At 73.3% G+C, this 20,343-nt stretch carries 18 protein-coding genes and 1 pseudogene; 15 read left to right on the plus strand and 4 right to left on the minus strand.

The genetic code is table 11. The features are described 5' to 3' along the window. On the minus strand, nt 1–1,055 hold a 1,055-nt coding region (locus TR46_RS26010; RefSeq protein WP_052433096.1), incomplete at its 3' end, for an O-antigen ligase family protein. Between the two features lie 125 nt (nt 1,056–1,180). Here TR46_RS26010 and TR46_RS26015 point away from each other — a divergent pair. Then, nucleotides 1,181–1,711, plus strand: coding sequence for an NUDIX hydrolase (locus TR46_RS26015; RefSeq protein ID WP_084718932.1), 531 nt, complete (start codon nt 1,181–1,183; stop codon nt 1,709–1,711). Here TR46_RS26015 and TR46_RS26020 read toward each other — a convergent pair. Further along, a complete protein-coding gene (locus TR46_RS26020) occupies nt 1,690–2,205 on the minus strand; it encodes a PTS sugar transporter subunit IIA domain-containing protein (protein ID WP_369406012.1) in 516 nt (171 codons plus the stop codon). The two genes, TR46_RS26015 and TR46_RS26020, sit on opposite strands and share 22 nt — an antisense overlap. Before the next feature lie 195 nt (nt 2,206–2,400). Here TR46_RS26020 and TR46_RS26025 point away from each other — a divergent pair, with 195 nt between their 5' ends. From TR46_RS26025 to TR46_RS26050, 6 genes are all read left to right on the plus strand, one after another. Continuing rightward, nucleotides 2,401–3,402: a ketopantoate reductase family protein gene (locus TR46_RS26025; RefSeq protein WP_042405573.1), complete on the plus strand. Its 1,002-nt coding sequence runs from the start codon at nt 2,401–2,403 to the stop codon at nt 3,400–3,402. 154 nt (nt 3,403–3,556) lie between these two features. Continuing rightward, entirely contained in the window at nt 3,557–4,771 is a 1,215-nt protein-coding gene (locus tag TR46_RS26030; protein WP_042405577.1) for an acyl-CoA dehydrogenase family protein, read from the plus strand. Between the two features lie 75 nt (nt 4,772–4,846). Further along, entirely contained in the window at nt 4,847–5,653 is an 807-nt protein-coding gene (locus TR46_RS26035; RefSeq protein WP_042405578.1) for an SDR family NAD(P)-dependent oxidoreductase, read from the plus strand. A gap of 174 nt (nt 5,654–5,827) precedes the next feature. Continuing rightward, nucleotides 5,828–6,850, plus strand: coding sequence for a serine/threonine-protein kinase (locus tag TR46_RS26040; protein ID WP_052433097.1), 1,023 nt, complete (start codon nt 5,828–5,830; stop codon nt 6,848–6,850). A 54-nt stretch (nt 6,851–6,904) separates the two neighbouring features. Beyond that, nucleotides 6,905–8,035, plus strand: coding sequence for a nitronate monooxygenase (locus tag TR46_RS26045; protein WP_042405581.1), 1,131 nt, complete (start codon nt 6,905–6,907; stop codon nt 8,033–8,035). After that, nucleotides 8,032–9,612, plus strand: coding sequence for an acyl-CoA synthetase (locus TR46_RS26050; RefSeq protein ID WP_269084273.1), 1,581 nt, complete (start codon nt 8,032–8,034; stop codon nt 9,610–9,612). The genes TR46_RS26045 and TR46_RS26050 overlap by 4 nt, the downstream gene beginning before the upstream one ends. Nucleotides 9,613–9,683: 71 nt before the next feature. Here TR46_RS26050 and TR46_RS44550 read toward each other — a convergent pair whose 3' ends face one another. Then, entirely contained in the window at nt 9,684–10,235 is a 552-nt protein-coding gene (locus TR46_RS44550) for a DUF2087 domain-containing protein (protein WP_042405583.1), read from the minus strand. A 210-nt stretch (nt 10,236–10,445) separates the two neighbouring features. Here TR46_RS44550 and TR46_RS26060 point away from each other — a divergent pair, with 210 nt between their 5' ends. Then, a complete protein-coding gene (locus TR46_RS26060) occupies nt 10,446–11,567 on the plus strand; it encodes a DUF2332 domain-containing protein (protein WP_052433098.1) in 1,122 nt (373 codons plus the stop codon). A 139-nt stretch (nt 11,568–11,706) separates the two neighbouring features. Here TR46_RS26060 and TR46_RS26065 read toward each other — a convergent pair whose 3' ends face one another. Continuing rightward, complete coding sequence (locus TR46_RS26065) at nt 11,707–13,314, minus strand: acyl-CoA synthetase (protein WP_042405587.1); 1,608 nt, start codon at nt 13,312–13,314, stop codon at nt 11,707–11,709. 133 nt (nt 13,315–13,447) lie between these two features. On the opposite strand from TR46_RS26065, the gene TR46_RS26070 reads away from it, so the two are divergent. The 7 genes and pseudogenes from TR46_RS26070 (at nt 13,448) to TR46_RS26100 (ending at nt 20,332) form a co-directional block, all read left to right on the plus strand. Further along, nucleotides 13,448–14,251, plus strand: a complete 804-nt coding sequence (locus TR46_RS26070) for a crotonase/enoyl-CoA hydratase family protein (RefSeq protein WP_042405589.1) — start codon at nt 13,448–13,450, stop codon at nt 14,249–14,251. Nucleotides 14,252–14,283: 32 nt separating this feature from the next. Beyond that, nucleotides 14,284–15,320 (plus strand): annotated as a pseudogene (locus TR46_RS26075) (Zn-ribbon domain-containing OB-fold protein). Between the two features lie 2 nt (nt 15,321–15,322). Next, nucleotides 15,323–16,411, plus strand: a complete 1,089-nt coding sequence (locus TR46_RS26080; protein ID WP_042405591.1) for a thiolase family protein — start codon at nt 15,323–15,325, stop codon at nt 16,409–16,411. Further along, nucleotides 16,411–17,628, plus strand: coding sequence for a thiolase family protein (locus TR46_RS26085; RefSeq protein ID WP_042405593.1), 1,218 nt, complete (start codon nt 16,411–16,413; stop codon nt 17,626–17,628). Before TR46_RS26080 ends, TR46_RS26085 begins: the two co-directional genes overlap by 1 nt. A 164-nt stretch (nt 17,629–17,792) precedes the next feature. After that, the gene (locus TR46_RS26090) at nt 17,793–18,035 is read left to right on the plus strand and encodes a DUF397 domain-containing protein (protein ID WP_042405663.1); all 243 of its coding nucleotides are present in this window, start codon (nt 17,793–17,795) and stop codon (nt 18,033–18,035) included. Nucleotides 18,036–18,593: 558 nt separating this feature from the next. Beyond that, nucleotides 18,594–19,088, plus strand: coding sequence for a hypothetical protein (locus tag TR46_RS26095; protein WP_042405594.1), 495 nt, complete (start codon nt 18,594–18,596; stop codon nt 19,086–19,088). After that, nucleotides 19,085–20,332 (plus strand): acyl-CoA dehydrogenase family protein, encoded by a 1,248-nt coding sequence (locus TR46_RS26100; protein WP_084718933.1) that lies wholly within the window; start codon nt 19,085–19,087, stop codon nt 20,330–20,332. Before TR46_RS26095 ends, TR46_RS26100 begins: the two co-directional genes overlap by 4 nt. Nucleotides 20,333–20,343 lie beyond the last annotated feature (11 nt).

Here is a 20,343-nt window from a genome sequence, read left to right on the forward strand (position 1 = left end):
CCCGCGCCGCGGCCCAGGCCGCCCGGCGGCCCGGCCCCCGCCGTGATCCCAGGAAAGCTCAGGACCGGCGAGATGGCCGCCTCCACCGCGAGAGCGGTGAGCGCACCGGCTGCGGTGAGTGCGGTGGAGGTGGGGCCGGGGGCTCGCCGCAGGGTCCACATCATCCAGCCGTAGGACGCGATGAGCAGGCACAGCCCGGGCACCCCCTGCTCCGCCGCCACCTCCAGGGCCGCCGAGGAAGGGCCGCCGGGAGTGGAGAAGTCCTGGGCGGCGGGGCTCAGTTCGGTGAAGCGGCCGGGGCCGACCCCGCGCAGCGGCTCCCGGCCCGCCTCCTGGACCGCGTCGTGCCACAGCGCCGCCCGCTGCTCGGACAGCGGCAGCCCGCCGCCGCGGGCGGTCAGGTCGGCGCCGGAGCGGGCCAGCAGCAGCGGGGCGGCGACGGCCAGCGCCGCGCACAGCCCGAGCAGCAGCAGGGCGGGCAGTCGGCGTCCGGCCGTGCGGACCGCCACGGCCAGGATCACGATGCCCAGGCAGGCGAGTACCGCGGCGGTGGAGCCGGTCGTCACCGCCTCGACCGTCAGTGCGCAGGCGAGCAGGGCGAGTGCGGCGAGCAGCAGGGCCGGACGGACGTGCCGCAGCCCGGGGCCGGTGGCCCGCGCCGTCTGCGCGGCGCAGCAGGCGGCGCCGACGGCCAGGGCGATCAGCGCGCCGTTGGCGTCGGCGTCGTGCAGCGGCGGAGCGGCGGGGTCGCCGGACAGCCCGCCGGGCGCGACCAGGGCCAGCACGCCCACCGCGACCGCGATCACCGCGGGCGAGCCGACCGGTGCGACGGCTCCGGCTATCCGGCCGGCCGCATAACCTGCGGCGACGGCGAGCAGTCCGAGCAGGACCCCTTCGGGATGGGCGTCGCGCCCACTGGCGGCGTAGAGCGACCAGCTCGCGCAACCGGTCAGCAGCAGGGCGCCGAGTACGTCCACGGCCGTGTCGGAGGGGGCGCCGCCCGACGGACCGTCAAGGTCGGGTGTGCCGATGGTCGGTGTGCGCGCAGCCCCCATGGCACCCCCCGATTCTCATCGGTCCACGGTAGACCGGAGCTGGCCGGATGACGCCCCTTCGCACAGATATTCGCTGGCCATGACAATGCGGAGGGGTGATTCGGCGTCCGGATAGGGTCGGGCACATGCCCATTCCAGAGTTTGTACGCGAGTTGCGCAGCAAGGTGGGACAGCAGCCGCTGTGGATGTCCGGGGTCACCGCCGTCGTCCTGGACGATCGGCGCCGGCTGCTGCTGGGACGTCGGGTGGACACCGGCCGCTGGGCGCTGATCACCGGCATTCTGGACCCGGGCGAGCAGCCCGCGGACGCTGCGGCGCGCGAGTGCCTGGAGGAGACCGGCGTGCACGCCGTCCCCGAGCGCCTCACCAGTGTGACGGTCTCCCCGCCGATCGTCCACGCCAACGGCGACCAGGCGCAGTACCTGGAGCTGACCTTTTTCTGCCGCGCGGTGGGCGGGGAGGCCCGGGTCAACGACGACGAGTCGCTGGAGGTGGGCTGGTTCGCGCTGGACGCCCTGCCGGAGGAACTGGACGAGCGCGGGCGGACCCGGCTGCGGCACGCGCTGAGCGGCGCCGCGGAGGCGTACTTCAGCTTCGACGCCAAGCCGGTCCAGGACCTGCCGGGAACGGACGGTCAGAGCTTGCGCACCACGTAGCAGTCCTCGGCCGCCTCGATCACCGCTGACAGGTCGCCGCCCGCCGAGGCGGTGGCCACCGCGGCGACCGCGCCCTCGACGAACGGGGCGTCAGCCAGCCGGACCGGGAACGGAAGCCCGTGCGCCTCCGCGGCGGCGAGCACACCCCGGACGGTGCCGACGGATGCGTCCAGGTCCGCGATGACGGCGACGCCCATGCCCTGGTCGACCTCCCGGGCCGCGGCCGCCACCAGCGCCGGGCCGGTGCCCAGGCCGTCCTCGGGCATGCTCCCGGCCGTCGCGGTGGGTGCCGGGTCGCCGCTGCCCAGCAGCTCGACCGCCATCGCCGCGACGGCCTCGGCCACCACCCGGCTGTGCGAGACCAGCACCACCCCGACCCGGTCCAGACCGGCCAGCGGCAGCATCCGCAGCGGGCGCGGCACCGTGTGCGTGCCGGCCTCCTCCGCCGCTTCCGACCCCGGCCGCAGCGCCACTACCTGTGCCTCGCCACCCATGTACCTGCTCCTCGGCCGTGCCGTCCGCGCTGATTCCGCCAGGCTAGGGCCTGTCCGGAGTTCTGGCGCGGCGTCACGGCCCCGGCACGCCGTGGGCACGCACGGGACGCCGCTCCTTCCTCCGCGCCGGAACTGCCTGGCCCGTCGGGCCCCCGGCCTTGATCGCTGCCCGGTTGAGCTGAAAGGGTTCGGCCCATGCGCTACATCATCATCGGAGCGGGTGCGGTCGGCGGAGCCATCGGTGGACGTCTGTTCGAGGGCGGTCGGGAGGTCGTGCTGGTCGCCCGGGGTGCGCACTACCGCGCCCTCGCCGGGCAGGGGCTGACCCTGGCCACGCCGGGCGGCAGGGTCGTCCTGCCGGTGCCGGCGGCGGACCGGCCCGAGGCGGTGGACCTGCGCCCGGACGATGTGCTGGTGCTCGCCGTGAAGAGCCAGGACACCCTGGCCGCGCTGGACGCCTGGGCGGACCGCCCGGTCGCGGGCGGCGGCACGGCGGCGGAGGCGCTGCCCCTGGTCTGCGCACAGAACGCGGTGGACAACGAGCGGACCGCCCTGCGGCGCTTCCGCCGGGTGTACGGGATGTGCGTCTGGCTGCCGTCCACCCATCTGGAACCCGGCGTGATCGGCGCCGAGGGCTTCCCACTGACCGGCATCCTGCACCTAGGCCGTTACCCGCGCGGCGCCGACGACACCGCCCGCGCGATCTCCGCGGACCTGGAGGCCTGCATGCTGCTGGCGCCGGTCACGCAGGACGTGATGCGCTGGAAGTACGGGAAGCTGATCAGCAACCTCTCCAACGCCCTGGAGGCGCTCACCGGGCGGATCGAGAGCGCCCAGGCACTGGAGCTCCACCACGCCACCATGGCCGAGGGGACCAGGGTGCTGGACGCCGCCGGCATCGGCTACACCAGCGACCAGGAGCGGGCGGACGTGGCCGGCGACCGGCTGCGGTTCCGGCCGGTGCCGGGCGTGGAGCGCGGCGGCGGCTCCTCCTGGCAGAGCCTGGCCCGGGGCACCGGCAGCATCGAGGCGGACTACCTCAACGGCGAGATCGTGCTGCTGGGGCGCAGCCACGGGCTGGCCACGCCGGTGAACAGCGTGCTGCAGCGGCTGGCCGGCCGGGCCGCCAGGTTGGGGCGCGGGCCCGGTTCGACGACCCCGGCGGAGCTCGCCGAGCTGATCGCCAAGGAGGACTGACGGAATGTCGGTCATGAGCTGACGGGCCGTCAATCCAGGTGGACGGCGCGCCTTCCCTTCTTCTAGAACGTGTTCTAGCGTGGCGCCCGGCGGGCGTGACTGCCGCTCCCACGGCGTTGCCGCCGTGCCGACCCGAGCACCCGAGGGGATCGCCATGCACCTCGCCCACACCCCCGAGCAGCAGCGGCTGCGCAGCGAACTGCGGACCTACTTCGCCGAGTTGATGCCGCCCGAGGCGCACGGGCGGTTGAACGACCCGAAACGGGCGAAGCGCTTCTACCGCGACGTCAACCGCCGCCTGGGAGCCGACCGCTGGCTGGGTGTCGGCTGGCCGGTCGAGTACGGCGGACGCGGGATGAGCCCGGTCGACCAGTTCGTCTTCTTCGACGAGGCGGCCCAGGCGGGGGTGCCGCTGCCGATCATGGCACTGAACACGGTCGGGCCCTCGATCATGAAGTTCGGCACCGACGCGCAGAAGGAGTACTTCCTGCCGCGGATCCTGGCCGGCGAACTGGACATCGCCATCGGCTACTCGGAGCCGGACGCGGGCACCGACCTCGCCGCGCTGAAGACCCGCGCGGTGCGGGAGGAAGGGGGTACCTCCCGCTCGAGCGGAGCCGAGAGTGGGGGACACTACGTGGTCAACGGCCAGAAGATCTGGACCACCAACGGCGACACCGCCGACTGGGTCTGGCTCGCCGTCCGCACCGACCCGGAGGCCCCGCCGCACAAGGGCATCAGCATCCTGCTGGTGGACACCACCGACCCGGGCTACTCCGCCACCGTCATCCGCACCCTGGCCGGGCACGACACCACTGCCAGCTACTACCAGGACGTCCGGGTGCCGGTGGCCAATCTGGTCGGCGCCGAGAACCAGGGCTGGCGGCTGATCACCAACCAGCTCAACCACGAGCGGGTCACCCTGGCCGCCCACGCCACCATGGCCAACCGCGCCCTGGCCGAGGTGCAGCAGTGGGCCAGGGACACCGGGCTCGGTGACGGCAGGCGGGTCATCGACCTGCCCTGGGTGCGCCAGCGGCTGGCCCGCACGCACACCAGGCTGGACGCCGTGAAACTGCTCAACTGGCAGATGGTGGACGCCCTCCAGCGCAATGCGCTGACCCCGCAGGACGCCTCCGCGGTCAAGGTCTTCGGCAGCGAGGCCCGGCGCGACGCCTACTCCTGGCTGATGGAGGTCGTCGGCGCGGCCGGCCCGCTCAAGGAGGGCTCGGCCGGGTCGGTCCTCCAGGGCAACCTGGAACGCGGCTACCGCAGCGCCGTCATCTTCACCTTCGGCGGCGGCAACAACGAGATCCAGCGTGAGATCATCTCCTGGATCGGCCTCGGCATGCCCCGCGTCCGCCGCTGAGACCCTGCGAACCGGGCCCACGCCGGGCGTTTGCGATGATGGCGGCCTGTCTTCGCTCGTCGGAAGGGCTGTCACATGGATCTCCAGCTTGCTGGGAAGCGCGCCGTCGTCACCGGCGCGAGCCGGGGCATCGGGCTGGCCGTCGCCCGGGCGCTGGCCGCCGAGGGGGCGGATGTCGCGCTCGCGTCCCGGGGCAAGGAGGCACTGGACACCGCAGCGGCGGAGATCGCCGCGGTGGACGGCGGCGGCCGGGTGCTGGCCGTGGTCACGGACACCACCGACGACGAGTCGGTGCGTGAGCTGGTCCGGCGGACCGCGGACGCGTTCGGCGGGGTCGACATCCTGGTCAACGCGGCGGCGACGCCGGCCAGCGCGGGCGGCGCCCCGCCCGGGCTCGCCGGGATCGAGGACGACAGCCTGCGGCAGGAGGTCGAGACCAAGGTGCTCGGCTATCTGCGCTGCGCGCGGGCCGCGGCGCCGCTGATGGTGGCCCAGGGCTGGGGTCGGATCGTCAATGTGAGCGGCCTCAACGCCCGGCAGGCCGGAAACCTGGTCGGTTCGGTCCGCAATGTCGCGGTGGCGGCCATGACCAAGAACCTGGCCGACGAACTCGGCCCGCACGGCGTCAATGTGACGGTCGTTCACCCCGGGATGACGATCACCGAGTCCAGCCCCGCCAAGTTCGCCGCGATGGCCGCGGCCGCCGGGGTCGACGAGGCGGAGATCGTCCGGCGGCTCGAATCGGCGGTGAGCATCGGCCGCCTGGTCACCGCCGCCGAGGTCGCCGACACCGTCGCCTTCCTGGCCTCCCCGCTGAGCGTGGCGATCAACGGCGACGCCATCGCCGTGGGCGGCGGCGCCCGGGGCGCGATCCACTACTGAACGGCCCGCCCATGCCGCGGCCCGGTGGGACTATCCGCGGGGCCTGTGGCCGGGCGGACCGCCGCCCCTGCCGTCCTGGCTGTCACCCCCTGGGTCCACACTGGCTGCGGAGTTAGGGTGTGGGCAGCGTGGGGTGGTGTACGGCGCTGGTGAACGAGCGAGGGCGGGAGCGCGGTGAAGGAAGGAACCCTGATCCAGGGTCGCTACCGCCTCATCGGCCTGCTCGGGCGCGGCGGGATGGGGGAGGTCTGGCGCGGCGAGGACGAGGCGCTGGGCCGGCTCGTCGCGATCAAGTGCCTGCGCGCCGAGGAGCCGCACCGCAATCCGCGCCAGGCCGAGCTGCTGCAGGAGCGCTTCCGCCGGGAGGCCCGGCTGGCCGCCGGGCTGCAGCACCCGGGCATCACCGTGGTGCACGACTTCGGCCAGGACGACGGGGTGCCGTACCTGGTGATGGAGCTGCTGGACGGCAGCGACCTGGGCGCGGTGCTGGACGAGGAGCCGGGGCGGCAGCTGCCGATCGACGAGGTGGTGTCGATCGCCCGTCAGATCGCCGCCGCCCTCGCCTACACCCATGCCCGGGACGTGATCCACCGCGACCTCAAGCCCGGCAACCTGGTCCGCTGCCACGACGGCACCGTCAAGATCTGCGACTTCGGCATCGCCCGGCTGGGATCGGGCCAGGCGGGGCTGACCGCCCGGCTCGGCGGCGGCGCCTTCCCGGTCGGCACCCCGTACTACATGTCCCCGGAGCAGATCGAGGGGACGGACGTCGACCACCGCAGCGACCTCTACTCCTTCGGCTGCGTGATCTACGAACTGCTGGTCGGGGCGCCGCCGTTCGCCGTGGGGGATCCGCTGGTGATCCTGCTGGACCACCGGGACACCCCGCCGCGGCCGCCGCGCGAGCTGCGTCCGGAGATCCCGGAGAGCCTGCAGGCCGTGGTGCTGGACCTGCTGGCCAAGGAACCGGAGCAGCGGCCCTCGGACGCGGGCGAGGTGCTCCGGCGGCTGGCCCCCTCGCTGGTCCGGCGGCCCGAAATTCCGCCCTGGGCCCTGGAGGTGGGGCCGATCCCGGTCTCGCTGGCCCGGGTGGTCCGCGAGCACCCGGCGGTGGTGGAACTGACCCGGCGCTGGACCGTCCCGGTCGGCGGGCAGCTCCGTGCCGTCCGCAGCGCCGGTGGCCGCGAGAATAACTGACAGAGCGTCAGATAATCTCTTCCAGTCTGCGAAGCGCTGCGCCATGCTGCCCCCATGAGGACGGAACTCAGCGAACGGCTCGGAATCGAGCACGCCATCTTCGGCTTCACGCCCTTCCCCGCTGTCGCGGCGGCCATCAGCAGGGCCGGGGGCCTCGGCGTCCTCGGCGCGGTCCGCTACGGCGAGGCGGAGGAGCTGGCCAAGGACCTCGACTGGATGGACGCCCATGTCGGCGGCCTTCCCTACGGCGTGGACGTGGTGATGCCCGCCAGGAAGGTCGAGAACGTCACCGTCGCCGACATCGAGGCGATGATCCCCGAGGGGCACCGCGCCTTCGTCCGGGCGACCCTGGCCCGCTACGGCGTGCCGGAGATGCCCGAGGGCGAGCGGGCCGGCTGGCGGATCACCGGCTGGATGGAGGAGGTCGCCCGTTCCCATGTCGACGTCGCGCTGGAGCATCCGATCAAGCTGCTCGCCAGCGCGCTCGGACATCCGCCGGAGGATGTGGTCGAGCGGGCCCACGCGGCCGGCGTGCTGGTCGCCGCCCTCGCCGGAAGCGCACGGCATGCCCGGCACCACGCGGAGGCGGGCATCGACATCGTCGTCGCCCAGGGCTACGAGGCCGGCGGCCACACCGGCGAGATCGGCACCATGGTGCTGGTCCCCGAGATCGCCGCGGCCGTCGCCCCGCTCCCGGTGCTCGCCGCCGGCGGCATCGGCACCGGCGCCCAGGCGGCGGCCGGGCTGGCGCTGGGCGCGCAGGGGGTCTGGCTCGGCTCGGTCTGGCTGACCGTCGCCGAATCGGAGCTGCGCTCGCCGGTGCTCCGCGCCAAGCTGCTGGCGGCGGGATCCGGCGACACCGTCCGCTCCCGCTCGCTGACCGGCAAGCCGGCCCGCCAGCTGCGCACCGAGTGGACGGACGCCTGGGACCAGCCGGACAGCCCGGGCACGCTGCCGATGCCGCTGCAGGGACTGCTGGTCGCCGACGCGCTGAGCCGGATCCAGACCTACGAGGCGCCGGAGCTCATCGGCACGCCGATCGGCCAGATCGTCGGCCAGATGACCGAGGAGCGGCCGGTCGCGGCGGTGATGGACGAGCTGACCCGCGGTTTCGAGCAGGCGGTGGCCCGGCTGGACCGCATCGCCGGGGCCGCCGCCGGTTCGGTCGAGGAGGCGGGCGCGTGACCGCCGCACCCGGTCCCGTGCCCGCGTCCCCCGCGTCCCCCGTCGGCTTCTGGGCCCAGGCGGCCGCCGAGCCCGACCGGGTGGTGATGGTCGCCCCGGACGGCGAGGCCTGGACGGCGGGCCGGCTGCTCGCCGCCGCCAACCGGCTGGTGCACGGACTGCGCGAGGCCGGCCTGGACGCGGGCGACGCGTTCGCGGTCGTCCTGCCCAACGGGATCGAGCTGTTCACCGCCTATCTCGCCGCCACCCAGGCCGGGTTCTACCTCGTCCCGGTCAACCACCACCTGGTCGGCCCGGAGATCGCCTGGATCGTCTCCGACAGCGGCGCCAAGGTGCTGATCGCGCACGAGCGCTTCGCCGAGGCCGCGACGGCCGCCGCCGACGAGGTGGGGCTGCCCAAGGAGCGCCGCTACGCGGTGGGCGAGCTGCCGGGCTTCCGGCCGTACCGGGACCTGCTGGAGGGGCAGTCCGAGGCGGAGCCCGAGGACCGCACCGCGGGCCGGGTGATGAACTACACCTCCGGGACGACCGGACGGCCGCGCGGCATCCGCCGCCCGCTGCCGGGACGGCCGCCGGAGCAGACCGCGCTCGGCGGATTCCTCGGGATCTTCGGCATCAGGCCGGCCGGCGGCAATGTGCACCTGGTCTGCTCGCCGCTCTACCACACGGCCGTGCTCCAGTTCGCCGCCGCCTCGCTGCACATCGGGCACACGGTGGTGCTGATGGACCGTTGGACGCCGGAGGAGATGCTGCGTCTGATCGACCGTCACCGGGTGACCCACACGCACATGGTGCCCACCCAGTTCCACCGGTTGCTCGCCCTGCCCGCGGAGACCCGGGCCCGCTACGACGTCTCGTCCATGCGCCACGCCATCCACGGCGCGGCCCCGTGCCCCGACCACGTGAAGCGCGCCATGATCGAGTGGTGGGGCGAGAGCGTGGAGGAGTACTACGCGGCCAGCGAGGGCGGCGGCACCTTCGCCACCGCGAGGGACTGGCTGGAGCGGCCGGGGACGGTCGGCAAGCCCTGGCCGATCAGCGAGGTCGTGGTCCTGGACGACGACGGGAAGCCGCTCCCGGCGGGGGAGTTGGGCACCGTCTACATGAAGATGAGCACCGGCGGCTTCAGCTACCACAAGGACGAGGGCAAGACCCGGAAGAACCGGGTCGGCGACTTCTTCACCGTAGGCGACCTGGGGCTGCTCGACTCCGACGGCTACCTCTACCTGCGCGACCGCAAGATCGACATGATCATCTCCGGCGGCGTCAACATCTACCCCGCCGAGATCGAGTCGGTCCTGCTCTCGCACCCGGCGGTCGCGGACGCCGCGGCCTTCGGCATCCCCCACGACGACTGGGGCGAGGAGGTCAAGGCCGTCATCGAGCCGGCCCCGGGATTCACCCCGGGACCGGACCTGGCCGCCGACATCCTCGCCCACTGCGAGCGCCGACTGGCCGCCTACAAGCGGCCCAAGTCGGTCGACTTCGTGGCCGAGCTGCCCCGCGACCCCAACGGCAAGCTCTACAAGCGGCGGCTGCGGGACCCGTACTGGGAGGGGCGGACCAGGCAGGTCTGACGGGACGGCTCCGCGGGCGGACCGTCCCCGCCGAAGCGGCGGTCCGAGCGAGGCTCGGTTTGGGGCGAGGTTCAGGCGGCGGCGGTGCCCGCGGCCGCCACGCGGTAGCTGCGGCCGTCGGCGCTGCGGGTGAGCAGCCGGGCGTCGATCAGGTAGCGGCGCAGCGCTGACGGGTCGTCCCAGTACTGCCGGAGGGCGATGTTGACCTCGGGCTCGCCGTAGCTGACGCCGGGTTCGAACACGCGGCGGGTCAGGTATTCCAGCAGGGCGAGGCGTCGGGCCGGGCGGACCGGCATGGCGGTGAGGCGGCCGTCCTTGAACAGCTGCGCGACCGCTTCCGCCTCCGGCGTCTGCTCGGAAGCCGAGGCGGCGGCCGGTGCCGGGCGCAGCGCCTCGGCGAACGCGCCCGGGCAGGCGACGGCGCGGGTGCCGTCCTCGCTCAGCTCCGCCAGCCCGGCCTGCAGCAGCCGGCCGAGCTGTTTCGCCGTCGCCGGGTCCTCGGCGCGCAGCGCCTCGGGGTCCAGCCCGGCCGTACCGGCGAGCACCAGCCGTGCGTGCAGCCGGAGCCGACCGGGGTCTGCGAGGGCTGAGGCGAGCGGGGCGAGGGCGGCGAGCTGGGACATGCGTTCGGTCCTTCCGGAGTGGCGATCCCACCACGCTAGGCGGAACGGGTGCGGGGACACCACGGGTTATCCCCGGGGCCCGGTGGAACCGCCGGGTTCGCGGCCTCACCGTGATCCAGCTCACCGGGCCGGTGTGGTGTGCGTCCGGGGGCTCCGGGTGCATGATCAACTCCAGGCCCGCAGTGAGTACCCCGGTGAGAGGAAGCGTCGATGAGCGCACCCCAGTCCCCGACCGTCGAGGCCGCGCGTGAGCGGGCCGCGACGATGCTGGAGTGGCAGTCGCACGCCTGCGCCTCGCTGGGCTCGCCGCTCTACGCCGAACTGCTCGCGCGGGCCGCGGCTGACACCAGGGCGGGTGGACCCTGCGCCGACGCGCTGGCCGGGTACGAGGACGCGCCCGGCCCGGACGCGGTGGCCCTCCGGCTGATGGGCGGGGTGCACGCGCTGGTGCTCACCGGCAGGGCCCCTCGGCTCGCGGCGTACTACGCCTCCGTCGGCGGTGAGTACGACCCGGGTCGGGCGGAGGACTGCTGGGCGGCGTTCCGTGCGACCGTCGGGGCGGAGCTTCCCCGGGTACGCGAGTGGATGACCCGGCCGCCGCAGACCAATGAGGTGGGCCGGGCCAGTCTGCTGCTCACCGGACTCCTGTGGGCGGCCCGGAGCGCACCGCTGCCGGTCCGGCTGTTCGAACTGGGGTCGAGCGCCGGGCTCAATCTGCGGCCCGAGCGGTTCCGTGTGTCGGCGGACGGATTCGCCTGGGGTCCGGTCGACTCGCCGGTGCAACTCGCCGACGCCTGGCGGGGCGGGCCGCCGGCCTGGCTCGTCGAGGCCGGCGCGGAGCAGCCGGAACTGACCGTGGTGGAGCGCCGAGGCTGCGACCTGACGCCGATCGATCCGCTGTCGGAGGCCGGGGCGCTGGCGCTGCACGCCTACGTCTGGGCGGACCAGGGGGCGCGGTTCGCCCGGCTGGACGGTGCGGTGCGCCTGGCGGCGGCGGATCCTGCCGCGGCCGAGGCGGTCGAGGCGGTGGGTGCGGCGGAGTTCCTGGCCGGGGTGGGGCTCCGGGCAGGCACGCTCACCGTGGTCTGGCACTCGATCATGCGCCAGTACGTCCAGGCGGAGGAGTGGGCCCGGGTGGACGCCGAGCTCGCCCGTCTCGCGGCAGCGAGTACGCCGGAGGCTCCGTTCGCCTACATCGCGTTCGAGCCGGAGCGGGTGGGGGAGGACTGGCCATGCTTGCTGAGTGTCCGTCAGGGCGGTGCGGAACGCCGGGTTCTCGCGGAGGCGAAGCCGCACGGCCTGCCGGCGTGGGTGGCGGTGCGGGGGGTCTGACTGCTTTCTTCTGCGAGCCGTAGGGGTTGCCGCGCGGTTCCCCGCGCCCCTGGGTTGGTGCCGCTGACTCACGGTGGTTCCGTTGCAGACCCCTGGGGGCGCGGGTGCGCGACGAGCCAGGCACACGCTGCGGACGAGGTCAGGGCGCCGCCAACCCCTGGGCCCAGCGCATGTCCGGCTTGCCCGTGGGCGTGCGGTGCACCTCGGGGACGAGGTGAAGGCGGCGGGGGACCTTGTAGCCGGCCAGGTGCTCGCGGCAGTGGGCCTGGAGCTGCTGGAGCGTCAGCTCGGCCTCCGGTCGAGGCTGGACCAGGGCGACCACGGTCTCGCCCCAGCGTTCGTCCGCCGCGCCCACGACCACGGTGTCGTACACCGCGGGGTGGCCCTTGATGACCGACTCGACCTCCTCGGGGAAGATCTTCTCCCCACCCGAGTTGATGCATGAGGAACCGCGCCCGAGCAGGGTGATCCTGCCGTCCTCCTCACGCACCGCCCAGTCGCCCGGGACGGCGTAGCGGGTTCCGTCGGGCGCGGTGCGGAACACCTCGGCGCTCTTCACCGGGTCGCCCAGGTACCGCAGCGGGACGTTGCCCCGGCGGGCCAGCCGGCCGACCACCCCGGCCGGCAGCGGGTTCAGGTCGTCGTCGAGCACCTCGGAGTCGCTGATCGCGGTGGTGGTGACCCCGGCCTGGTCGCCGGAGCCGCCCCGGTACTGGCTGACGCCGCCCGCGCCGCCCTCGGAGGAGCCGATGGCGTCGCTCAGATAGAGGTGGGGGAAGCGGTCCAGGAAGCGCTGCTTCACCGGGGCGGAGAACAGGGCGGCGCTGCTGACCAGGCCGAAGAGGGAGCTGAGGTCGTAGTCGGTGTCCTCGGCGTCCAGCGACTCGATCAGCGGGCGGCCCATCGCGTCTCCCGTGATCATGACCAGGTTGACCTTCTCCGACTCGGTCAGTCCCCAGACCCGCCGCGGGTCGAAGCGGTCCAGCAGGACCGCCCGGTTGCCGCGGAACAACTGCTGCATCAGGCCCCACTGGGTGGCTCCGTGCATCAGCGGGGCGATCGGGAAGAAGGTGAGCTGGTTGTCGTAGGCGGTGGTGACGATCTCCTCGGGGGTCGCCATCCGGTGGCCGTTGGTGACGTCGATGCCGCCGCCCAGGGCGAAGAAGACGTCCTCCTGGCGCCAGACCACGCCCTTGGGCAGACCGGTCGTCCCCCCGGTGAAGAGCAGGTAGTGGTCGTCGCCCGAGCGGGCGGCGAAGTCGCGTTCGGGGGAGCCCGAGGCCATCGCCTTCTCGAAGGGAACCGCCGGCAGCGCCTCCGCGCCCCCCGTCCCGTCCTCGATCACCAGTAGCCGGCGCAGGCCGGGCAGGCCGGGGAGCACCGCGGCGACCTGCGGTGCATAGCGTTCCTGGAAGATCATCGCCACCGGCTCGGCCATCGTCAGCAGATAGCTCAGCTCGTCGGCCACATAGCGGTAGTTGACATTGACGCAGACCGCCCGGATCTTGCAGATCGCGAGCAGCGACTCCACCCACTCGGCCCGGTTCAGGGCGTAGACGCCGACCCGGTCCCCGGCGCCGACTCCCGACTCCAGGAGGTGGTGGGCCAGCCGGTTGGCGCGTTCGTCGAGCTCGGCGAAGGTGCGCCGCTGCACCGCGGGTCCGTCGGCGCGGGCACAGGTGATCGCCTCGCGCCCAGGGAAGTGGTCAACCGCTTGCTCGAACAGATCGGCCAGGTTGAATTCCATGCGCGGAGAGTAGGAGCCGCAGGTGGAGAACTCCAGAGCGCTGACGCCCTTGAAATCAACCGGGCAAGACTGCAACCTGTTCTAGATCTGACGATGCGTCAAAAGCGATGCATCACAAGCGGAGGGCTCCGGCATGACCGGCACCGAACACCTCAGCACGGAGCGGCACGGGGCCACCCTGGTGCTCACCCTGAACCGCCCCGAGGCCAAGAACGCGTTCTCCATTCCGATGCTGGTCGGGCTGCACGACGCCTGGCTGGAGGCCGACGCCGACGACGACATCCGCTCCGTGGTGCTCACCGGCGCAGGCGGCGCCTTCTGCGCCGGCATGGACCTGAAGGCCCTGGCCCGGGGTGGGTTCAGCGAGGACGACGCCTACCGGGCGCGGCTCAAGGCCGACCCGGACCTGCACTGGAAGGCGATGCTGCGGCACTACCGCCCGCGCAAGCCGGTGATCGCCGCCGTCGAGGGCGTCTGCGTGGCCGGCGGCACCGAGGTGCTGCAGGCCACCGACATCCGGGTGGCCGCGGAGTCGGCGAGCTTCGGGCTCTTCGAGGTGCGCCGCGGGCTGTTCCCGGTGGGCGGCTCCACGGTCCGGCTGCAGCATCAGATCCCGCGCACCCACGCACTGGAGATGCTGCTCACCGGCCGCCGCTACAGCGCCGCCGAGGCCCGCGACATCGGGCTGGTCGGCAGCGTGGTCCCGGACGGGACCGCGCTCAAGCGTGCGCTGGAGCTGGCCGAGGCGGTCAACCAGGCCGCGCCGCTCGCCGTCGAGGCCGTCAAGCGCTCGGTGTACGAGACGGCGGACCTCGGTGAGCAGGCCGGGCTGGCCCGGGAGCTGGAGATCGGCTGGCCGATCTTCGCCACCGAGGACGCCGAGGAGGGCCCACGGGCCTTCGCCGAGCACCGCGCGCCCGTCTACCGCCGGCACTGATCGCCACTGATCGCCACTGAGGAGAGCCACCCATGTCCGACGTGCAGAACCCAGCAGTGCTCAGCGCCCCGCTGGTCGTAGAGTTCCCCTTCACCCGTTCCACCGGCCCGGTCGTCGGGGCCTTCCTGACCGGGCTGCGCGAACGCGTGGTGCTGGGCATCCGCGGCAGCGACGGCCGGGTGCTGTGCCCGCCCGCCGAGTACGACCCGGTCACGGCGGCGGAGCTGGACCAACTGGTCGCCCTCCCGGGCACCGGCACCGTCACCACCTGGGCCTGGAACGAACGCCCCCGCCCGTACCAGCCGCTGGACCGGCCCTTCGCCTGGGCGCTGGTGCGGCTGGACGGCGCGGACACCGCGCTGCTGCACGCCCTGGACGCCCCGCCGCCGGACAGCGGCGACCCCCGCGCGGTCCGCACCGGACTGCGCGTGGCCGTCCGCTGGGCCGACCGGCGGACCGGGGCGATCACCGACATCGCCTGCTTCGAGCCGCTGGCAGACGGCAGCGGGAGTGCCGGGGGAGAGCGATGAAGACATCCGACCTGCTCGCCGGCATCCCCGCCCTGGCCGGTGCGGAACCCGTCACCAGGGTCACCATTCCGGCGCGGCTGGACTACACCTACACCCCCGGGGCCGCCCAGTCCCGCTTCCTGAACGCGCTCACCGAGCAGCGGCTGCTCGGCGAGCGCTGTCCCCAGTGCACCCGGGTCTACATCCCGCCCCGCGGCGTCTGCCCCACCTGCGGCGTCGCCACCAGCGAGCCCGTTGATCTGCCCCATGTCGGAACCGTCACCACCTTCTGCATCGTCAACATCGCGGCCCGCGGCCTCGATGTGGAAGTCCCGTACTGCTACGCCTACGTGCTGCTCGACGGTGCGCATGTCGGCCTGCACGCGCGGATCGGAGGCATCCCGCACGACCAGGTCCACGTCGGCCAGCGGGTCGAGCCGGTCTGGCGCGAACCGGACCAGACCGGGGTGCAGAGCCGCCCCAGCCTCGCCGCCATCAGTCATTTCCGTCCCACCGGCGAACCCGACGCCGATCCCGAGAGCTACCGGAGGTGGATGTAGCCATGGCCGCCGACAACAGCACAGCGGGGCCCGGCCGGGAGGTCGCCGTCGTCGCCTTCGCCCAGACCGTGCACCGGCGCAGCACCGACCAGCTCTCCGAGGTGGAGCTGGTGCTGCCGGTCCTCCACGACGTACTCAAGCAGACGGGTCTGACAACCGACCGGATCGGCTTCACCTGCTCCGGCAGCAGCGACTACCTGGCCGGCCGCGCCTTCTCCTTCACCATGGCGTTGGACGGGGTCGGCGCCTGGCCGCCGATCTCCGAGTCCCATGTGGAGATGGACGGCGCCTGGGCGCTCTACGAGGCGTGGGTGAAGCTGCGCACCGGGCAGGCCGACACCGCGCTGGTGTACTCCTACGGCAAGTCCTCGCCGGGCTGTGTCCGCGATGTGCTGACCCGCCAGCTCGACCCCTACACCCTGGCCCCGCTGTGGCCGGACGCGATCGCACTGGCCGCGCTGCAGACCCAGGCCCTGATCGACGCCGGCCTCGCCGACGAACGCGCCCTGGCCGCCACCGCGATGCGCTCGCGGCGCGCCGCCGAGGCCAATCCGCACGCCCAGCTGCGCGGCAGCGCCGACGTCGAGGAACTGCTGAAGCAACCCTACGAGGTGCGGCCGCTGCGCCGGCACGACTGCCCGCCGGTCAGCGACGGAGCCGCCGCGGTGGTCCTGGCCGTCGGCGACACCGCCCGGGCCCTGCACACCCGTCCGGCCTGGATCCGCGGCATCGACCACCGGATCGAGGCGCACCAGCCCGGTGTCCGCGACCTCACCGAGTCGCCGTCCACCCGGCTGGCCGCCGTCCACGCCGGGGCGTTCGACGCCCCGCCGGACACGGCCGAGCTGCATGCGCCGTTCAGCGCCCAGGAGTTGATCCTGCGCCGGGCACTGGACCTGTCCGACGGCACCGAGGTCAACCCGTCCGGGGGCGCTCTGGCCGCCAACCCGGTGATGGCCGCCGGACTGATCCGGATCGGCGAGGCCGCGTCCCGGATCCAGCGCGGCGAGTCCCGCCGGGCCCTGGCCCACGCCACCTCGGGGCCCTGCCTGCAGCAGAACCTGGTGGCCGTACTGGAGGGGGAGCAGTGATGAGCGCAGCCGTGAACCCGGCCGCCGTCCCGGCCGGACCGCACCGGGCGGTAGGGCAGGAGCCGGTCGCCGTCGTAGGCGTGGGCCAGACCAGGCACGTCTCGGCCCGCCATGACGTGTCCATCGCCGGCCTGCTCCGCGAGGCGGCCGTGCGGGCCCTTGAGGACGCCGAGCTGACCTGGGCCGACATCGACGCCGTGGTCATCGGCAAGGCCCCGGACTTCTTCGAGGGCGTGATGATGCCCGAGCTGTACCTGGCCGAGGCGCTGGGCGCGGTAAGCAAGCCGATGCTGCGGGTGCACACCGCCGGATCGGTCGGCGGCTCGACCGCGCTGGTGGCCGCGAACCTGGTCGCGGCCAGGGTCCACGGCACGGTGCTGACCGTGGCGTTCGAGAAGCAGTCCGAGTCCAACGCCATGTGGGGGCTGTCGCTGCCGGTGCCGTTCCAGGCCCCGCTGACCGCCGGCGCGGGCGGTTTCTTCGCGCCCCATGTGCGCGCCTACATGCGCCGTACCGGGGCCCCGGACCACATCGGCTCGCTGGTGGCCTTCAAGGACCGCCGCAACGCCCTCAAGAACCCCTACGCGCACCTGCACGAACACGATCTGACGCTGGAGAAGGTGCGTTCGGCGCCGATGCTCTGGGACCCGATCCGCTACTCGGAGACCTGTCCCTCCTCCGACGGCGCCTGCGCCATGGTGCTCACCGGCGTGCGGGGCGCGGCCCGCGCCCCCAGGCCGGCCGCCTGGATGCACGGCGGCGCCATGCGCAGCGAGCCCACCATCTTCGCCGGAAAGGACTACGTCAGCCCGCAGGCGGGCCGGGACTGCGCCGCCGACGTCTACCACCAGGCCGGGGTGGTGGACCCGCGCCGGCAGATCGACCTGGCCGAGATCTACGTCCCGTTCTCCTGGTACGAGCCGATGTGGCTGGAGAACCTGGGCTTCGCCGACCAGGGCGAGGGCTGGAAACTGGTCGAGTCGGGGGTCACCGAGATGGACGGCGACCTGCCGGTCAACCCCTCCGGCGGGGTGCTCTCCAGCAACCCGATCGGGGCCTCCGGCATGATCCGCTTCGCTGAGGCCGCACTCCAGGTGCGTGGCGAGGCCGGCGAGCACCAGATCGACGGGGCCCGGTTGGCGCTCGGCCACGCCTACGGGGGCGGCGCCCAGTTCTTCTCCATGTGGCTGGTCGGGAGCGAGCGTCCGGACAGCTGATCGAATCCTTGCCGTATGCCGCCGGGAAGTGCGCGAATCCGCACGAGTGGATCACGTCAAAGGCCTCCTCCCGGCCCGTCGCCGGAAGTTACAGTGGCATCACGAGACGGGAGGATCACGACGTGGCAAGCGACTCATTCTTTGGTGACAGTGCGGGTGCGGGCATCCTCACCCAGCGCAGTCCGCTCGATGAGGGATCCGACGGGAAGAAGCCGGAACTCGACCTGGGCGAGGCCGAGTGGATGTCCGGCAGCAACGGGGTCGGCGATGTGCAGATCGCCTTTGTGGAGGGTTACATCGCCATGCGGGACGGGCGGAGCCCGGACGGCCCTGCGTTGATCTTCACCCCGGCGGAGTGGCGTGCCTTCGTTCTGGGAGCACGTGACGGTGAGTTCGACCTGACCTGAGGGTTCTGCAACGACGGGTCCGGCAACGAGGGGTCCTGCAACGGGGACGACAGGGATGCGCCGCGCCGACCACCCCCACGGGGCCGACGCGGCGCATCCTTTTGGTCCGTGCCTCGCACACCCCCACGCGGCGAAGCGGACGGACCCGCCCACGGAACCACTGCCGTCTCGGCATGTGGTCAGGACCCGCGGACGTGCTCGGTGGGAACCGGCTCGGCGCCCGCGCTGCCGGGCCGCCGCTGCGATCCGCGCCATGAGACCGCCATGGTTGCGGAAGGCCGCAGCTCAGCAGGGTGTGCGAGCCGGTCCTGAGGTCACCGGCAGCGGGCGGACGCCACGCGCTGCAGGTCGACACAACCTCTGCGGACAAGTCGTACTGCTCTCCCCATGTCGCCGACCGTAATCGGAACGTGATGGGCTCGTCAACTGCCGTCCGAGAACACGGGATGAACGGAACGTTGCCTGCCGCACCCGCTCGCGCCCCGGGCCCGGCGGGCATCGGTCGGGTGCGGACGGGCAGCTGTCCGCACAGGTCCGGACGCCACGTACGATGTCTCCATGGCTTTCCTCCGCCGCCGTTCCGGCACACCGGCAGGTCCGGACTTCGACGTTCTCGCGATGGACCCGGGCGACTGGCCCGGCGACTTCGGAGCCGCCCTGCTCGCCGATCCCGAGGACGGCAGCTGCCAGGGGATCTTCCTCCGCTACGACCTGCTCGGCGGCCGCGGTCCGTCCATGCTGATCGGCAATCTGTGCGAGGGATCCCCGGCCCGGGAGCCCGAGGACGGGGTGCCGTTCGAGGTGCGCCAGCTGTTCGCGGCGATCGGCAACGACGAGCCGGTCGGCGTGGTCGAGCTGGAGGACTTCCCGGTGATGCTCGGCGACGACCTGCTGATCGTGAAGAAGGTCAAGCTCTCGGAGAGCCGGGTGTCCTGCGTGCAGTTCGGGCGCAGCGACGGCATCCAGGTGACCGTGGCGACCTGGGACCGCCCGATCACCGACGACCTGTACAAGCTGCTCAAGCCGCTGCCGGCGTCGATGTTCCAGGCATGACAGCCCCCGCCCGGCCGACGCCGACGAGCCCCGGCACGACCCCCGCCCGGCCGCTCGGCCCTGGTCGGCGGCGCGGCCCGGGTGCGCATCCGGGTGTCGCCGAGGCCTTCGCCGGGCTGCCCCGGGTGGTGGACCTGCTCGCCGCCCGCGCCGAGGAGCACGACCGCGACGCCGGCTTCCCCTACCAGGGCATCGAGGTGGTGCACGACGCCGGGCTGCTCACGCTGACCGTGGCCGAGCGCCACGGCGGCGCCGGCGCCGGGCTCGCCGACACCGTGCGGACGCTGCTGGCGCTGGGCCGCGGGGACCCGTCGGTGGCCCTGGTCACCGCGCTCACCCTGCTGGTGCACGCCCGGCAGGCCCGTACCCCGCAGTGGCCCGAGCCGGTCTACGCCGATCTGCTCGCCGACTCGGTGCGCGGCCCCGCCCTGGTCGCCGAGCTGGGCCCGGGCTCGGACGGGGGCGACCCCGAACGGACCGGGACCACCGGCGTGACCGCCCACCGGGGCGACGGGTGCTGGCTGTTGACGGGCCGTGAGCCCGGTGTGGCCGGAGCCGAGGCGCTCGCCTGGATGGTGGTCACCGCGCGCACCGACGAGGAGCAGCGCAGGGAGGGCGTCTTCCTGGTCCAGGGCGACAGCCCCGGGGTGCAGGTCGAGCCGACCTGGGAGCAGCTCGGGCTGCGTGCCACCGCCTGCCACGACGTGGTCTTCGAGTCCGTCGAGGTCGGCGACGAGGCGGTGGTGCGCCTCGGCGGCGACCCGCTGGACCGAGAGCCTCTGGATGGGAACCCGGTGGACGGGGACCCGCTGGACCACGCCTGGGTCGACCTGGCCCTGCCTGCCGTGTACCTCGGAGTCGCCCGCGCGGCCCGCGACTGGCTGGTCCGCGCGCTGCGCCCGGCGCCGGGTGAAGGCCGTGGCTCCGACGGCAGGCTCCAGGCCGCGGTCGGCAGCATCGAGGTCGAGCTGACGGCCGCCGAGGAGCTGCTGCTCGCGCTGGCCCGGGGCGTCGACGAGGGCGCACCCGAGGCCCTGCGCCGCACCGCCGCAGGCCGCATCGTCGCCAACCGCTCGGCCGTGTCCGTGGTGGAGCAGGCCGTGGCCCTGAGCGGCCGCGCCGGACTGAGCCGCGCCCACCCCCTGGAGCGGCACCTCCGTGACGTCCTGCACGCCAGGGGCCACGGGGAGCGCGAGCACGAACTGCTCGCCGAGGCCGGCCGCCGGGCTCTGGAAGGCCGCTGACGGTCCCTCCG

The organism is Streptacidiphilus carbonis, assembly GCF_000787775.1.
Taxonomy (GTDB): Bacteria; Actinomycetota; Actinomycetes; order Streptomycetales; family Streptomycetaceae; genus Streptacidiphilus; species Streptacidiphilus carbonis.

What these genes read in the sequence shown, in the direction of transcription:
- TR46_RS26015 (WP_084718932.1), top strand. Translation starts at nt 1,181, where the DNA reads ATGCCCATTCCAGAGTTTGTACGCGAGTTGCGCAGCAAGGTGGGACAG.
- TR46_RS26025 (WP_042405573.1), top strand. Translation starts at nt 2,401, where the DNA reads ATGCGCTACATCATCATCGGAGCGGGTGCGGTCGGCGGAGCCATCGGT.
- TR46_RS26100 (WP_084718933.1), top strand. Translation starts at nt 19,085, where the DNA reads ATGACAGCCCCCGCCCGGCCGACGCCGACGAGCCCCGGCACGACCCCC.
- TR46_RS26080 (WP_042405591.1), top strand. Translation starts at nt 15,323, where the DNA reads ATGGCCGCCGACAACAGCACAGCGGGGCCCGGCCGGGAGGTCGCCGTC.
- TR46_RS26035 (WP_042405578.1), top strand. Translation starts at nt 4,847, where the DNA reads ATGGATCTCCAGCTTGCTGGGAAGCGCGCCGTCGTCACCGGCGCGAGC.
- TR46_RS26030 (WP_042405577.1), top strand. Translation starts at nt 3,557, where the DNA reads ATGCACCTCGCCCACACCCCCGAGCAGCAGCGGCTGCGCAGCGAACTG.
- TR46_RS26085 (WP_042405593.1), top strand. Translation starts at nt 16,411, where the DNA reads ATGAGCGCAGCCGTGAACCCGGCCGCCGTCCCGGCCGGACCGCACCGG.
- TR46_RS26045 (WP_042405581.1), top strand. Translation starts at nt 6,905, where the DNA reads ATGAGGACGGAACTCAGCGAACGGCTCGGAATCGAGCACGCCATCTTC.
- TR46_RS26065 (WP_042405587.1), bottom strand. Translation starts at nt 13,314, where the DNA reads ATGGAATTCAACCTGGCCGATCTGTTCGAGCAAGCGGTTGACCACTTC.
- TR46_RS26095 (WP_042405594.1), top strand. Translation starts at nt 18,594, where the DNA reads ATGGCTTTCCTCCGCCGCCGTTCCGGCACACCGGCAGGTCCGGACTTC.
- TR46_RS26070 (WP_042405589.1), top strand. Translation starts at nt 13,448, where the DNA reads ATGACCGGCACCGAACACCTCAGCACGGAGCGGCACGGGGCCACCCTG.
- TR46_RS26020 (WP_369406012.1), bottom strand. Translation starts at nt 2,205, where the DNA reads ATGGGTGGCGAGGCACAGGTAGTGGCGCTGCGGCCGGGGTCGGAAGCG.
- TR46_RS44550 (WP_042405583.1), bottom strand. Translation starts at nt 10,235, where the DNA reads ATGTCCCAGCTCGCCGCCCTCGCCCCGCTCGCCTCAGCCCTCGCAGAC.
- TR46_RS26060 (WP_052433098.1), top strand. Translation starts at nt 10,446, where the DNA reads ATGAGCGCACCCCAGTCCCCGACCGTCGAGGCCGCGCGTGAGCGGGCC.